At 61.1% G+C, this 14,455-nt stretch carries 18 protein-coding genes and 1 other RNA gene; 6 read left to right on the top strand and 13 right to left on the bottom strand.

Features of this window, described 5'->3' with window-relative positions:
- The 6 genes from APH35_RS12160 to rsmI form a co-directional block, all read right to left on the bottom strand.
- Window positions 1-884 (bottom strand): peptidoglycan D,D-transpeptidase FtsI family protein (locus APH35_RS12160; RefSeq protein ID WP_256213759.1); only part of this gene is annotated, 884 nt, incomplete at its 3' end.
- A complete protein-coding gene (gene ftsL / locus APH35_RS12155; protein WP_012274065.1) occupies window positions 884-1,177 on the bottom strand; it encodes a cell division protein FtsL in 294 nt (97 codons plus the stop codon). The genes APH35_RS12160 and ftsL, both read right to left, overlap by 1 nt.
- Window positions 1,174-2,121 carry a 16S rRNA (cytosine(1402)-N(4))-methyltransferase RsmH gene (gene rsmH / locus APH35_RS12150; protein WP_012274066.1) on the bottom strand — a complete coding sequence of 316 codons (948 nt, stop codon included), beginning with the start codon at window positions 2,119-2,121 and terminating at the stop codon, window positions 1,174-1,176. Before rsmH ends, ftsL begins: the two co-directional genes overlap by 4 nt.
- Entirely contained in the window at window positions 2,118-2,573 is a 456-nt protein-coding gene (gene mraZ / locus APH35_RS12145; RefSeq protein WP_004575120.1) for a division/cell wall cluster transcriptional repressor MraZ, read from the bottom strand. The genes rsmH and mraZ overlap by 4 nt, the downstream gene beginning before the upstream one ends.
- A 308-nt stretch (window positions 2,574-2,881) precedes the next feature.
- Window positions 2,882-3,255: RNase P RNA component class A (gene rnpB, locus APH35_RS12140), an RNA gene on the bottom strand.
- Between the two features lie 67 nt (window positions 3,256-3,322).
- Window positions 3,323-4,198, bottom strand: coding sequence for a 16S rRNA (cytidine(1402)-2'-O)-methyltransferase (gene rsmI, locus APH35_RS12135; protein WP_012274067.1), 876 nt, complete (start codon window positions 4,196-4,198; stop codon window positions 3,323-3,325).
- A gap of 186 nt (window positions 4,199-4,384) precedes the next feature.
- On the opposite strand from rsmI, the gene APH35_RS12130 reads away from it, so the two are divergent.
- The 5 genes from APH35_RS12130 to APH35_RS12110 all read left to right on the top strand — a co-directional run bounded on the left by APH35_RS12130 (window position 4,385) and on the right by APH35_RS12110 (window position 8,168).
- The gene (locus APH35_RS12130; RefSeq protein ID WP_012274068.1) at window positions 4,385-6,202 is read left to right on the top strand and encodes a penicillin-binding protein activator; all 1,818 of its coding nucleotides are present in this window, start codon (window positions 4,385-4,387) and stop codon (window positions 6,200-6,202) included.
- Window positions 6,202-6,573 (top strand): YraN family protein, encoded by a 372-nt coding sequence (locus tag APH35_RS12125; protein WP_012274069.1) that lies wholly within the window; start codon window positions 6,202-6,204, stop codon window positions 6,571-6,573. Before APH35_RS12130 ends, APH35_RS12125 begins: the two co-directional genes overlap by 1 nt.
- An 86-nt stretch (window positions 6,574-6,659) precedes the next feature.
- The gene (locus APH35_RS12120; RefSeq protein WP_012274070.1) at window positions 6,660-7,253 is read left to right on the top strand and encodes a phosphoheptose isomerase; all 594 of its coding nucleotides are present in this window, start codon (window positions 6,660-6,662) and stop codon (window positions 7,251-7,253) included.
- Window positions 7,250-7,828 (top strand): BON domain-containing protein, encoded by a 579-nt coding sequence (locus tag APH35_RS12115; protein WP_012274071.1) that lies wholly within the window; start codon window positions 7,250-7,252, stop codon window positions 7,826-7,828. The genes APH35_RS12120 and APH35_RS12115 overlap by 4 nt, the downstream gene beginning before the upstream one ends.
- Before the next feature lie 121 nt (window positions 7,829-7,949).
- Window positions 7,950-8,168: a YgdI/YgdR family lipoprotein gene (locus tag APH35_RS12110; protein ID WP_012274072.1), complete on the top strand. Its 219-nt coding sequence runs from the start codon at window positions 7,950-7,952 to the stop codon at window positions 8,166-8,168.
- Window positions 8,169-8,218: 50 nt separating this feature from the next.
- Here APH35_RS12110 and APH35_RS12105 read toward each other — a convergent pair whose 3' ends face one another.
- From APH35_RS12105 to rplM, 7 genes are all read right to left on the bottom strand, one after another.
- The gene (locus tag APH35_RS12105) at window positions 8,219-8,650 is read right to left on the bottom strand and encodes a ClpXP protease specificity-enhancing factor (protein WP_060514857.1); all 432 of its coding nucleotides are present in this window, start codon (window positions 8,648-8,650) and stop codon (window positions 8,219-8,221) included.
- 10 nt (window positions 8,651-8,660) lie between these two features.
- Entirely contained in the window at window positions 8,661-9,284 is a 624-nt protein-coding gene (locus tag APH35_RS12100; protein ID WP_012274074.1) for a glutathione S-transferase N-terminal domain-containing protein, read from the bottom strand.
- Between the two features lie 117 nt (window positions 9,285-9,401).
- The gene (locus APH35_RS12095) at window positions 9,402-10,181 is read right to left on the bottom strand and encodes a cytochrome c1 (protein WP_012274075.1); all 780 of its coding nucleotides are present in this window, start codon (window positions 10,179-10,181) and stop codon (window positions 9,402-9,404) included.
- Window positions 10,181-11,392, bottom strand: a complete 1,212-nt coding sequence (locus APH35_RS12090) for a cytochrome b (protein WP_003251825.1) — start codon at window positions 11,390-11,392, stop codon at window positions 10,181-10,183. Before APH35_RS12090 ends, APH35_RS12095 begins: the two co-directional genes overlap by 1 nt.
- On the bottom strand, window positions 11,392-11,985 hold the full coding sequence (gene petA / locus APH35_RS12085) for a ubiquinol-cytochrome c reductase iron-sulfur subunit (protein ID WP_003251823.1): 594 nt from the start codon (window positions 11,983-11,985) through the stop codon (window positions 11,392-11,394). The genes APH35_RS12090 and petA overlap by 1 nt, the downstream gene beginning before the upstream one ends.
- A 262-nt stretch (window positions 11,986-12,247) precedes the next feature.
- Complete coding sequence (gene rpsI, locus APH35_RS12080) at window positions 12,248-12,640, bottom strand: 30S ribosomal protein S9 (RefSeq protein ID WP_003260797.1); 393 nt, start codon at window positions 12,638-12,640, stop codon at window positions 12,248-12,250.
- A 14-nt stretch (window positions 12,641-12,654) separates the two neighbouring features.
- A complete protein-coding gene (gene rplM / locus APH35_RS12075) occupies window positions 12,655-13,083 on the bottom strand; it encodes a 50S ribosomal protein L13 (protein ID WP_003251819.1) in 429 nt (142 codons plus the stop codon).
- Window positions 13,084-13,341: 258 nt separating this feature from the next.
- Here rplM and APH35_RS12070 point away from each other — a divergent pair, with 258 nt between their 5' ends.
- The gene (locus tag APH35_RS12070) at window positions 13,342-14,382 is read left to right on the top strand and encodes an NADP(H)-dependent aldo-keto reductase (RefSeq protein WP_060514856.1); all 1,041 of its coding nucleotides are present in this window, start codon (window positions 13,342-13,344) and stop codon (window positions 14,380-14,382) included.
- Window positions 14,383-14,455 lie beyond the last annotated feature (73 nt).

The raw sequence follows: 14,455 nt of genomic DNA, 5'->3' as shown, positions 1-14,455 counted from the left end.
GGCTTGACCGTGGAACCCGGCTCGAACACATCGATGATCGCCCGGTTACGCATGGCCGCCGGGAACATGCTGCGGCGGTTGTTGGGGTTGTAGGTCGGCTGGTTGACCATGGCCAGGACCTCACCGGTCTTCACGTCCATGATCACCAGGCTGCCGGCCTTGGCGTCCTGCTCGGCAATGGCATTGCGCAGCTCGCGGGTAGCCAGGTACTGCAGGCGCAGGTCTATCGACAACGCCAAGGTCTTCCCGGCCTTGGCGTTCTTGGTTACCTGGATGTCCTTGATCAGCCTGCCGCGCCGGTCCTTGATCACCTGGCGCTTGCCTGGGACACCGGCCAGCCACTCGTCATAGGCCAGCTCCACCCCTTCACGACCGTGGTCGTCGAGGTCGGTAAAGCCGACCATGTGCGCGGTGACATCACCGGCCGGGTAGAAGCGGCGGAATTCTTCCAGGCCGTACACACCGGGCACTTTCAAGTCGAGCACGTGCTGGCCCTGCTCCGGGGTCAGGCCACGCACCAGGTAGATGAACTCTTTGTTGGCCTGCTGAGTCAGGCGTTCGATCAGCTGTTGCGGGTTTTGCCCCAGCGCGGCAGCCAGTTGCGGCCAGCGCTCCTTGGAGGCCTGCATTTCCTTGGGGTTGGCCCACAGGGTGGTAACCGGGGTACTCACGGCCAATGGCTCACCGTTGCGGTCGGTAATCAACCCACGGTGCGCCGGGATGGGAATGTGACGCAGGCTGCGCGCATCGCCCTGGCCCTTGAGGAAGTCACGGTCAACTACCTGCAGGTCGATGATGCGCCAGCAGATCGCACCGACCATGATTGCCAGCAAGCCGATCACCACGCGGAAGCGCCACGGGTAGAGTGCGCCTTCGAGCTTCATCATGGCGCCACCATCCGTACTTCGTCAGCCGACGGCACGCGCATTTTCAGCTGTTCGGAAGCCAGGTTCTCGATACGGCTGGCGGCGGTCCAGGTGCTCTGCTCCAGAATCAGCCGGCCCCATTCGGCCTGAGCCTTGTCGCGCTCGCTCAATTCACCGTACAGGGTATTGAGCAGCTGGCGGTTCCAGTGCGCGCTGTAGGACACGGCAATGGCCGAAACCAGCACGCCAACGAACAGCAGAAGCATCAGGAAGCTTCCGCCTGGCAAAGGCTTGGCGAACAGCCTGCTCACCGCAGTTTCTCCGCCACACGCATCACGGCGCTACGCGACCGCGGGTTGGCCTTGAGCTCGGCTTCGGAGGCGAACTGGGCCTTGCCGATAAGTTTGATTTTTGGCTCAAAGACCTTGTGCTGCACCGGCAGGTTGCGCGGCAGGTTGTCGGCCTCGCCTTTCACCAGCTTGCGCATGAACAGCTTGACGATACGGTCTTCCAACGAGTGGAAACTGATGACCGCCAGACGGCCCCCGACTTCGAGCGCATCGAGTGCGGCTTCAAGGCCAGCCTCAAGGTCGCCCAGCTCGTTGTTGACGTGAATGCGAAGCCCCTGGAAGGCACGGGTAGCCGGGTTTTTACCTTTTTCCCAAGCCGGGTTGGCCACCTTGAGCACTTCTGCCAGGTCGGCGGTACGGGTGAACGGCTGCTTTTCGCGGCGTTCGACCACGGCCCGCGCCATACGCCCAGCGAAACGCTCCTCGCCGTACTCCTTGAAGACGCGGGCGATTTCTTCTACTGGCGCAGTGGCGATGAATTCCGCGGCACTGATGCCCTGGCCCGGGTTCATACGCATGTCCAGCGGGCCATCATTGAGGAAGCTGAAGCCACGCTCGGGGTCATCCAACTGCGGCGAAGACACGCCCAGGTCCAGCAGCACACCACTGACCTTCCCGTGCAGGCCGCGCTCGGCCACCTCAGCGCCCAGCTCGGCAAAGCTGCGCTGCACAATGACAAAGCGGCCGTCTTCGGCCGCCAGCGCTTGCCCCGTGGCAATCGCCTGTGGATCTTTGTCGAAGCCCAGCAGCCGCCCTTGCGGCCCGAGCTTGCTGAGTATCAGCCGGCTGTGTCCGCCACGGCCAAAGGTGCCGTCCAGATAGCAACCGTCGGCACGCAGGGCCAATGCCTCGACAGCTTCGTCGAGCAGGACGGTAATGTGGTTGAAGCCGCTATCTATGGTCACAGGATCAGGTCACGCAATTCGTCGGGCATGGCGCCCGGTTGTTGAATAGCTGCAAGGTCGGCTGCCGAAACCGCGTTCCAGGCATCTTCATCCCACAGCTGGAATTTGTTCAGTTGCCCCACCAGCATCGCCTTCTTGTCGAGCTTGGCGTACTCACGCAGGCGGGGCGGCACCAGGAAACGACCACTGCCATCGAGCTCCAGGTCAACCGCATTACCAATCAGCAAGCGCTGCAGGCGGCGGTTTTCCTCACGCAACGATGGCAAGGCACGCAACTTGGCTTCTATCTGTTCCCACTCATCGAGGGGATAAACACACAAGCAGGGGTCTACGGCGTCGATGGTCACGATCAGCTGACCATTGCAACGCGAATCGAGCTCGTCACGGTACCGGCTCGGCATGGCGAGACGGCCCTTGGCATCGAGGCTGACGGCGTTGGCTCCGCGGAACACGGCTGCGATTCCCCACAATGTTAGCTTTTTTGTGCCAGAAAACCCACTTCATCCCACTTTCTGCCACTTGCGCACACTATAGGAATCCGTCCGCAGCACCGTCAAGGCGCGTTCATAAGGAAAAGCCTTACAGGACCGAGATTTAGCGCGATAAGGGAATGTGGAAGGACTGCCGAAGAGAAAAAAACACGTGAAAAATCAAACCCACTCAAGCGAATGGAGTTCAAAGTTAAAGTGATTTATCAAGAGTAAGATTTTTTCGGTATTACCAGAGAGGATCTGCTACCGAATCACGCAGGGAAGGAAAGGTGGAGAGTCGATCTGTAAGCCGGGTTTTGTCGAGGACAGTCATTCCTCTACGACGGCCATCACTGGACGCCTCTAGCAACCTACCCGGTTCCGACGCGGGCCACGCCTGATGGAACCCTATTTGGTCTTGCTCCGAGTGGGGTTTACCTAGCCACGCACTGTTGCCAGACGTGCGGTGCGCTCTTACCGCACCTTTTCACCCTTACCGGCACCGAAGTGCTTAGGCGGTTATTTTCTGTGGCACTTTCCGTAGGCTCGCGCCTCCCAGGCGTTACCTGGCACTCTGCCCTATGGAGCCCGGACTTTCCTCCCCCTGCTGTCCACACAACAAAGTTGCGGAACAAAAACAGGCAGCGACTGTCCGATCGACTCTCCGCCGCCAAGGTTACCGGCACGCGCGCACAAGAACAAGCAATACCGGTATTTATATCAAAGTGCCACTATTCGGCTTTCTGCTTTTCAAGGGCAAGTTGATACAACAGGTTCTTGCGCACACCGGTAATTTCCGCGGCAAGTGCCGCCGCCCGCTTCAGCGGCAACTCGGCCAACAGCAGGTCGAGCACACGCTGCGCCTCGGCGCTGATGGCCTGCTCGCCCTCCGGCGCACTCCAGCCGCCGACCAGCACCACGCATTCACCGCGCTGCTGGTTGCTATCACCAGCAACGAATGCACGTAGCTCCGCCAGCGGCAAACCCTTCAGGGTCTCGAAGGTTTTAGTCAATTCGCGCGCCAGCAACGCCGGGCGGTCGCCACCAAATACCGCTTCCATGTCCTCAAGGCACTCCAGGATCCGGTGCGGGGCCTCATAGAAAATCAGCGTACGCGGCTCTTCCTTTACTTGCTCCAGGCGTGCCCGACGCCCGGCCTGCTTGGCCGGCAGGAAGCCTTCGAAGATGAAGCGGTCCGACGGCAAGCCGGCTGCCGACAGCGCGGCGATCAAAGCACAGGCGCCCGGCACCGGCACCACGTTCACGCCCGCGGCCCGCGCCTGGCGCACCAGGTGGTAACCCGGATCGGAAATCAGCGGCGTGCCGGCATCGGAAACCAGCGCCACATGCTCACCCGCGAGCAGCTTGGTGAGAAAGCGCCCGCCCTCGTCGCGCTCGTTGTGCTCATGGCAGGCCGCCAACGGCGTATCGATGCCAAAGTGTTGCAGCAGGCGGATCGAATGACGGGTGTCTTCGGCGGCGATCAGGGCCACATCCGCCAGCACCTTCAGCGCCCGGGCGCTCATGTCGTCGAGATTGCCGATGGGGGTTGCCACCACATACAGCGTCCCCACCGTGGATTTCGAAGCCCCTGCCACATCAGTCACTGCGTACACCTGTCATTTGGATCAAAGGCGCCATTGTAGCCCGAGCGCCTGCAACAGGGCGCAAAGATCTTCGCCGGCGATCAGCAACAAGCCGCCTATAGTGAAGGATCGACACAGCAACATCGCGCCCCGGCCAGTGCTTGGGTACAATTGCCGGCCAACTTGATCGAGTAACAGGACCTTTACATGATCGCTTGCCTGCGGCTGCTCACAGCCCTCTGCCTCGCCGCCCTGCTGGCAGCCTGCGCCAGCTCGCCCTCATCCAGCCTGGGCGAACTGCCACGCACCCCGGACGCCAGCATCGAGCAACTGCTCGAAAAAGCCGCTTCCAGCAAGTCTGCTGAAGACGCGGCCCTGCTGCGCCTGAGCGCGGCCGACCTGGCCTACAAGCAGAAGGATTTCCCACGCGCCGCACGCATTCTCGAGCAGGTTCCGCTGGACACGCTCAAGCCGGCCCAGCAAGTGTTCGCCAGCACCCTCGCCGCCGAGCTGGCCATGAGCCGCAACCAGCCCAAAGCGGCCCTGGCTGCCCTGGCCCACCCCAGCCTGCAGCGCGTAGCTGAGCTGCCAAAGGAACAGCAAGCGCGCACCTACAACGTGCATGCCGCCGCCCTCGAAGCCGACGGCCAGGCCTTGGCGGCCGCACAACAGCGCGTGCTGCTGGCCCCGCTGCTCAGCGGCCAGGCCGCCAGCGCCAACAATGACGCCATCTGGGCCCTGGTTGCCTCACTGCCGGCAGAGCAACTGCAACAGCCAGCCAACGATCAGACCCTGGCCGGCTGGACCAGCCTGGCCTTCGCCGTGAAAAGTGCAGGCACCCTGGAACAGCAACAAGCGGCCATCGAGACCTGGGTCAAACAACACCCGGACCACCCTGCCGCCCAGCAACTGCCGCTGGCGCTGACCAAGCTCAAGGAACTGGCCAGCCAACCGCTGACCAAGGTCGCCCTGCTGCTGCCTCAGGAGGGCCCGCTGGCCGGTGTTGCCCGCGCCCTGCGTGACGGCTTCATGGCCGCTCACTTCCAGGCCCAGCAAGCCGGCCAACCGGCACCTGCCGTGCAGGTGTTCGACAGCTCGCGCATCGGCTCGCTCGATGACTTCTATCGCCAGGCCCAGGCCGCCGGCGTGCAACTGGTCATCGGCCCGCTGGAAAAGCCGCTGGTGAAGCAACTGGCCGCCAAACCGCAATTGCCGATCACTACCCTGGCCCTGAACTACGCCGACGCCGGCCAGAAAGCCCCGCCGCAACTGTTCCAGTTCGGCCTGGCTGCCGAAGACGAAGCCCGCGAAGTAGCCCGCCGCGCCCGCGCCGATGGCATGGTCCGCGCCGTGGCCCTGGTGCCGAGCGGTGAATGGGGCGACCGCGTACTGGCCGCCTTCCGTCAGGACTGGGAAGGCAATGGTGGCACCCTGCTCGCCGCCGAGCGCATCGCCCAGCCGGTCGCCCTGGCCCAGCAGATTGCCGACCTGTTCCAACTGCGCCAGAGCGAAGGCCGCGCCAAGAGCCTGCAAAGCACGGTAGGCGGCAGCATTGCCGCACAACCGTCGCGCCGCCAGGACATCGACTTCATCTTCCTCGCCTCGACCCCACAGCAGGCCCAGCAGATCAAGCCGACCCTGAACTTCCAGTACGCCGGTGACGTACCGGTCTACGCCACCTCGAACCTGTACAGCGCCAGCGGTGACGTCAACCAGTACAACGACATGAACGGCATCCGCTTCTGCGAAACGCCGTGGCTGCTCGACACCAGCAACAGCCTGCGCCAACAGGTCGTACAGCAGTGGCCACAGGCCGCTGGCAGCCTGGGCCGTCTGTATGCCATGGGCGTCGATGCCTACAGCCTGGCGCCACGCCTGGGCCAGCTGAAAGCACTGCCGGACAACCGCGTCCTGGGCCTTTCGGGCAGCCTGAGCATCAACGCCAACCAACGCGTCGAGCGCCAGCTGCCATGGGCCGAGTTTGCCGGCGGCCAGGTCAAGCGCCTGCCTGACACCCCGCGCTGATGCCTGCAGCATCGCCTACCCGTGCCGGGCAAGCAGCAGAGACCCAAGCCCTTGAGTACCTTCAGGGGCAAGGCCTGCAACTGCTGGCACGCAACTGGCGATGCAAAGGCGGTGAGCTTGATCTGGTCATGCTCGACGCCGATACAGTAGTATTCGTCGAAGTCCGCTACCGGTTGCACGCGGGCTTCGGAGGCGCCCTCGACAGTATCGATGGGCGCAAGCAGAAACGGCTGGTGCTTGCCGCCAGCCTGTTCCTGCAGAAGGAGCCCCACTGGGGCAACCACCCCTGCCGCTTCGACGTAGTCGCCCTGCAGGGCAGCCACCATGCAGGCAGACCGCTTCAATGGCTGAAAAACGCCTTCGAATGCTGAACCCACTTCGTTTTTTTTGCTCTATGTTTCGCGGGCTGGTCGTTGTTGCGCGTAGCAAAGGCCACCGCCCCACTTAAGGTCACCAGATGGACATGCAATCCCGAATTCGCCGGCTGTTTCAGGCCAGCATCGATACCAAGCAACAGGCAATGGACATCCTGGCACCGCACATCGAGCAGGCCAGCCTGGTCATGGTCAATGCGCTGCTCAACGAGGGCAAGATGCTCGCCTGTGGCAACGGCGGCTCGGCCGGCGATGCCCAGCACTTTTCTTCAGAGCTGCTCAACCGCTTCGAGCGCGAGCGCCCGAGCCTGCCGGCCATCGCGCTGACCACCGACAGCTCGACCCTGACCTCTATCGCCAACGACTACAGCTACAACGAAGTCTTTTCCAAGCAGATCCGCGCCCTGGGCCAGCCCGGCGACGTTCTGCTGGCGATCTCCACCAGCGGCAACTCGGCCAACGTCATTCAAGCGATCCAGGCCGCACATGACCGCGAAATGATTGTCGTAGCATTGACTGGTCGCGACGGCGGCGGCATGGCTTCGCTGCTGCTGCCCGAGGACGTGGAAATCCGCGTTCCTTCGACGGTTACCGCGCGCATCCAGGAAGTCCACCTGCTGGCGATCCACTGCCTGTGCGATCTGATCGACAGCCAACTGTTCGGGAGTGAAGAATGACCCCTATGCGCCTCGGCCTGATGGCCCTGACCCTGTGCCTGAGCGTCACCGGTTGCAGCTCGGTACTCACCTCTACCCGCAATTCGCCGATCGAGGACGATCGCGGTACGCGCACCATTGGCAGCAAGATCGACGACTCGCTGATCGAGACCAAGGCCGCCGTGAACATCTCCAAGGCCAACCCAGACCTGGACAAGGGCTCGCACATCGTTGTCAGCAGCTACAACGGCATTGTCCTGCTGGCCGGCCAGACCCCACGCGCCGACCTCAAGAGCCTGGCCGAGCAAACCGCCAGCCAGGTACAACGGGTCAAGAAAGTGCACAACGAGCTGCAGGTGATGCAGCCCTCCTCCATCCTGGCGCGCAACAACGACGCCTGGCTGACCACCAAGATCAAGACCCAGATGCTGACCGACAATGCGGTGCCAAGCTCGCGCATCAAGGTGATCACCGAAAACGGCATCGTCTACCTGCTTGGCCTGGTCACCCAGCAAGAGGCCAACTCGGCCACTGCCGTGGTGCAAGGCGTGTCGGGCGTGCAAAAGATCGTCAAGCTGTTCGAGTACATCGACTGACTCTCCGGCCTCTTCGCGGCTAAAGCCGCTCCTACAGGGGTACGCTACACCCTGTAGGAGCGGCTTTAGCCGCGAAGAGGCCGGCGCAGACAACACCCTCAAGAAACCCAGGAAACACCGCATGAAAAAGCTTCTGCTGCCCGCCCTGCTGATCGGCACCTTCGCCACCCTGGCCGGCTGCTCCACCCCAAGCCTGATCACCCTCAACGATGGCCGTGAAATTCAGGCTGTCGATGCACCAAAGTTCGACCGCGACGCCGGCTTCTACGAGTTCCAACAGCTCGACGGCAAGCGCACCCGCATCAACAAGGACCAGGTACGCACCATCAGCGACCTGTAACCCAGATTGGCGGTAAAGAAAAAGGCGATCCGGTTGGATCGCCTTTTTTGTTACTTGACCACTTTCAGGCTTGGCCGACCAGTCGGACGCGGCGGCTGGCCACCGCCCTCTGGCGGGCCATCGTCATCCGGCTGTACATCATCTTCTTCAAGGTCGTCGCCATCCATCAACGGGGACTCCAGCTCGAAGACCATACCCTGGCCATTTTCGCGAGCATAAATGCCCAAGATGGCGCCAACCGGCACGTACAACGAATGAGGCACGCCACCGAAGCGGCCATCGAAACTGACCGCTTCGTTGTCCATGTTCAGGCTGCGCACGGCACTTGGCGAGATATTCAAGACGATCTGGCCATCACTGGCGAAACCATCCGGCACCTGAACTTTCGGGAATTCGGCATTGACCAGCATATGGGGCGTGCAATCGTTGTCGACGATCCACTCGTACAGTGCTCGAACCAGATAGGGGCGACTGGAGTTCATCAACGGCTCCTTAAAGCTTGCGCATTTCACGTTCTACGGAGGACAGGCTCGCCTGGAAAGACTCGCGGGCGAACTGGCGCTCCATGTAATCAAGCAGCGGCTTGGCTTGCCGCGGCAACTCGATACCCAACACCGGCAGACGCCAGAGTATGGGCAATAGACAGCAATCGACCAGGCTTTGCTCATCACTCATGAAGCAGGCGAACTCGCTGAACAACGGCGAGACCCCGGTCAGGCTTTCACGCAAGGCCTTACGCGCATCGGCTCGGACAGCCTCTTTGCTGCGCGGGTCGAGCACGGTATCGGCCAGGGCACACCAGTCGCGCTGGATGCGGTGAATCAGCAAACGGCTGTTGCCGCGCGCAACCGGGTAGACCGGCATCAGCGGCGGGTGCGGGTAACGCTCTTCGAGGTATTCCATCACCACGGTCGACTCATACAACGCCAGGTCTCGGTCGACCAAAGTCGGCACGCTGCCGTAAGGGTTGACCTCGACCAGCTTGGGCGGCAGGCGAGCAGGGTCGACATCGATGACCTGCACGCTCACACCCTTCTCGGCCAGCACCAGGCGAACCCGATGAGAATAGTGATCAGCGGGATCGGAATAGCAGGCTAACCTGTTGGTTGCGCCCATGTAGCGGCTCCTCGCACGGGATGCTTGTGACACTGTAAATGAAAACGCGCCCGGGGCACCCTGGCAGTATTGCCAGGGCGCCACGGGCGCGTTCAACAACCAGAAACTACTGCGTGATCAGTGCACGTCCTTCCAGTATTCACGCTTGAGCAAGTAGGCGAATACGAAGAAGAAAGCCAGGTACAGCAACACGTAGGTACCGATGCGCTGGCTTTCCAGTTTGACCGGGTTGGCCGAATAGGCCAGGAAGGTCACCAGGTTCTTGACCTTCTCGTCGAACTGCTCAGTGGTCAGGGTACCGGATTTCGGCGTAATGGTCAGCTGGTCACAGGCTTCATGGGTTATCGGGCTGCCGGTCAACGGGTCGAATTGCTTCTTGCCATCGGTCACGGTCTGCACCTGCTTGCAGCCGATCACCTGGTTACCCTGCAGGCCAACCAACACGTTCGGCATGCCGACGTTCGGGAACACCTTGTTGTTCACCCCGTAAGGCCGCGACGGGTCCTCGTAGAAGCTGCGCAGATAGGTGTACAGCCAGTCGGTACCGCGCACCCGAGCCACCAGGGTCAGGTCGGGTGGCGCAGCGCCGAACCAAGTCTTGGCGTCGCTGGGCTTCATGCCGATCTGCATGTGGTCACCGATCTTGGCACCGGTGAACACCAGCTTCTCGAGCATCAGCTCGTGCGGAATGCCCAGGTCATCGGCCACTCGCTCGTAACGCTGGAACTTGGCACTGTGGCAACCCATGCAATAGTTGGCGAAGGTACGCGCACCGTCCTGCATGGCGGCCTTGTCGGTCAGGTCGATATCGGCCTTGTCCAGCTCCAGGCCGTGTTCGGCAGCGAAGGAAAAGGCAGGCATCACTGCCAGCAAAAATACTGCAATCAACTTTTTCATCAGCCAGTCACCCTTTCCGGAACCGGTTTGGTCTTCTCGAGCCTTGTGTAGAACGGCATCAGCAGGAAGTAGGCGAAGTACAGCACCGTGCATACCTGCGACAACAAGGTACGCCCAGGTGTCGGCGCCAGTACGCCCAGCACGCCGAGGATGACGAAGGCCACGCAGAACACCAGCAGGAAGACCTTGCTGATCCAGCCCTTGTAACGCATGGAACGCACCGGGCTACGGTCGAGCCAGGGCAGTACGAACAGCACGGCGATGGCCGCACCCATGGCAATGACACCCATCAGCTTGTCGGGCACCGCACGCAGGATCGCGTAGAAGGGTGTGAAGTACCACACCGGTGCGATGTGCTCAGGGGTCTTGAACGCGTTGGCCTGCTCGAAGTTAGGTTTTTCCAGGAAGTAACCGCCCATTTCCGGGAAGAAGAACACCACGGCGCAGAACACGAACAGGAACACCACCACCCCGACAATGTCTTTGACGGTGTAGTACGGGTGGAACGGAATGCCGTCCAGCGGAATGCCGTTTTCGTCCTTTTTCTTCTTGATGTCAACGCCATCAGGGTTGTTCGAACCCACTTCGTGCAGCGCAAGGATATGCAGCACCACCAGGCCGAGAATCACGATTGGCAGGGCAACCACGTGCAGGGCGAAGAAGCGGTTCAGGGTGATGCCCGAGATCAGGTAGTCACCACGGATCCACTGGGTGAGGTCGTCACCGATCACCGGGATGGCACCGAACAGCGAAATGATCACCTGGGCGCCCCAGTAAGACATCTGCCCCCACGGCAACAGGTAGCCCATGAACGCTTCAGCCATCAGCGCCAGGTAGATCAGCATGCCGAACAACCAGACCAGTTCGCGTGGCTTCTGGTAGGAGCCGTAGAGCAGGCCGCGGAACATGTGCAGGTAGACCACGATGAAGAACGCAGACGCACCGGTAGAGTGCAGGTAGCGCAGAATCCAGCCGTACTCCACATCACGCATGATGTACTCGACCGAGGCGAACGCCTCTTCCGCCGAGGGCGTGAAGCTCATGGTCAGCCACACGCCGGTAACGATCTGATTCACCAATACCAGCAATGCCAAGGAGCCGAAGAAATACAGGAAGTTGAAGTTCTTGGGCGCGTAATACTTGCTCAGGTGGTCTTCCCACATCTTGGTGGCGGGGAAGCGAGCATCAATCCAGTCCATGAACTTGCTCATCATGCGTTCTCCTGGTCGACGCCAATGACGATGATCTCGTCCGACTCGTAAGAGTGCGGTGGCACGGGCAGGTTGAGAGGCGCCGGCTGCGACTTGTAGACACGGCCAGCCAGGTCATAGTGGGAGCCGTGGCATGGGCAGAAGTAGCCACCTACCCATTTCGGGCCAAGGTCGGCGGGCGCGACTTCCGGGCGGAAGGTGGGCGAGCAACCCAGGTGCGTGCAGAGGCCCACGAGAATGAGGATTTCCGGCTTGATCGAGCGAACCTCGGGGTCGACGTAAGCCGGCTGGACCGAGGCCTTGGACTCTGGATCAGACAGATCGCCGGTGATTTTTTTCAGGTTACCGAGAATCTCCTCCGTTCGGCGCACGATGAATACGGGCTGGCCACGCCACTCGGCCACCATCTGCTGCCCGGCCTCGACCTTGGCAATATTGACCTTCACCGGTGCACCCGCGGCTTTCGCCTTGGCACTGGGAAACCATGACCCCACGAACGGTACCGCAGCCCCCACTGCTCCCGCTGCCCCGACCACGGATGTCGCGGCTACGAGGAAGCGGCGCCGGCCTGCGTTGACGCCGTCATTGCTCATTCAGTCCTCTCCCATCAGCTTGCTTGGCCTGTTGAACCAGGCTTGTACTTAGGTTGTGTCAATGGCACTAAAAATTGGCCGCCATGGTAAGAAACAAATCCACACACTGACAAGGTGATTACCCCGGCAAGGGTGACAACCCGCGCTTTGCTTGATCTGTGTCTATGCGACAAGCGGCCACTGACATGCTGACAGGTTAGTTCAAGCCAAAAAAAAAGCCCGGTTCCAAGGAACCGGGCTTTTTTCGACTGCCGAAGCGGTATTAACGCTTGGAGTACTGAGGACGCTTACGCGCTTTACGCAGACCCACTTTCTTACGCTCAACTTCACGAGCGTCGCGGGTGACGTAGCCAGCACGACGCAGAGCGCCACGCAGGGTTTCGTCGTATTCCATCAGAGCGCGGGTGATACCGTGACGGATCGCACCGGCTTGACCGCTGACACCACCACCGGAAACGGTGACGTAGATGTCGAACTTCTCAACGGTTTCGGTCAGCTCGAGTGGCTGGCGAACAACCATGCGAGCGGTTTCGCGACCGAAGAACACGTCCAGAGAACGGTTGTTGATGGAAATGTTACCAGTACCCGGACGCAGGAATACGCGAGCGGTTGCGGTCTTGCGACGGCCAGTGCCGTAATTTTGAGTCGCCGACATAATGAACTATCCCGTTAGATCTTCAGTTCTTGAGGCTGCTGAGCAGTGTGTGGGTGAGCAGCACCCGCGTACACTTTCAGCTTGCGGTACATGTCGCGACCCAGCGGGTTCTTAGGCAGCATGCCTTTGACCGCGGTTTCGATAACACGCTCAGGGGCCTTGGCGATCAACTTCTCGAAGTTGATTTCCTTGATACCGCCCGGGAAGCCGGAGTGGGAGTAGTACATTTTGTCGGAAGACTTGGCACCAGTCACACGAACCTGCTCGGCGTTGATAACGACGATGTAGTCGCCGGTGTCAACGTGAGGGGTGTATTCTGGTTTGTGTTTGCCACGCAGACGGGTAGCGATTTCGGTAGCCAGACGACCCAGGGTCTGGCCAGCGGCGTCGACTACGAACCACTCGCGCTTTACTGTTTCCGGTTTAGCAGTAAAAGTTTTCATTCTCTAAAGCCTCAGAGGCCGCCCAGCGAAAAATAGACGGCGAATCTTACTGGATAGTGCACAGCTTGCCAAGGGCAAGCGCGCAGCCGAACACAGACGCTTTTGGGGGCTCGGGTCGGGCACGCCAATGTTCGACGGGGTTCTTCCTGCGTGATGGTGCATCACTTCCGCCACGCGGAGAGGGGCTGAATTATCCAGATTGCGAGAAAAATTTCAACCTGCTTTGATAGGCTTCTATTGCCAAGGAGTGTCTAACCGATGGAATACCGTCAGCTCGGCCGTACCGACCTCAACGTCAGCGCCCTGTGCCTGGGCACCATGACCTGGGGCGAGCAGAACGTTGAAGCCGAGGCCTTCGAACAGATTGCCCGGGCCAAGAAAGCCGGGGTCAACTTCATCGACACCGCCGAAATGTACCCGGTGCCACCCCGCCCGGAAACCTACGCTGCCACCGAACGCATCATCGGCAACTGGTTCCGGGCCAACGGCGATCGCGATGACTGGGTCCTGGCCAGCAAGGTCGCAGGCCCCGGCAACGGGATCAGCCACATCCGCGACGGCCAGCTCAAGCACAACCGCCAGCACATCGTCGCGGCGCTGGACGAAAGCCTCAAGCGCCTGCAAACCGACCGTATCGACCTGTATCAGTTGCACTGGCCGGAGCGCAGCACCAACTTCTTCGGCAAGCTGGGCTACCAGCACCTGCCACAGGACCATTTCACCCCGCTGGAAGAAACCCTCGAAGTACTCGACGAGCAGGTGCACGCGGGCAAGATCCGCCACATTGGCCTGTCCAACGAAACGCCGTGGGGCACCATGAAGTTCCTGCAGTTGGCCGAAAGCCGTGGCTGGCCGCGGGCGGTGTCGATCCAGAACCCGTATAACCTGCTCAACCGCAGCTTCGAGGTAGGCCTGGCGGAAGTGGCCATCCGCGAGCAGTGCGGCCTGCTGGCCTATTCGCCGCTGGCCTTCGGCATGCTCTCGGGCAAGTACGAGAACGGCGCACGGCCGGGCAACGCACGCCTGACCCTGTTCAGCCGCTTTGCCCGTTATTCCAACCCGCAGACCGTGGCAGCCTGCAGCCGCTATGTGCAACTGGCCCGCGAGCACGGCCTGAACCCGGCGCAGATGGCCCTGGCGTTCGTCACCCGACAGCCGTTCGTGACCAGCAACATCATCGGTGCCACCAGCCTGCAACAGCTGGACAGCAACCTGGCGAGCCTTGAGCTGAACCTGAGCGATGAGTTGCTGGCGGCGATTGAAGCCATCCACCAGGAGCAGCCTAACCCGGCACCTTGAGCTGCAAAGCAGCCCCGCTGTTACATGGGGTAGACACAATCGCCAAAAAATAAGACGATCCAGCCGGTGATTG

The sequence above is a fragment of the Pseudomonas sp. NBRC 111132 genome, from assembly GCF_001320565.1.
Lineage (GTDB): Bacteria > Pseudomonadota > Gammaproteobacteria > Pseudomonadales > Pseudomonadaceae > Aquipseudomonas > Aquipseudomonas putida_P.
Note: the sequence above shows the minus strand (reverse complement) of the source record. Positions and strands in the feature narration are given on the sequence as shown.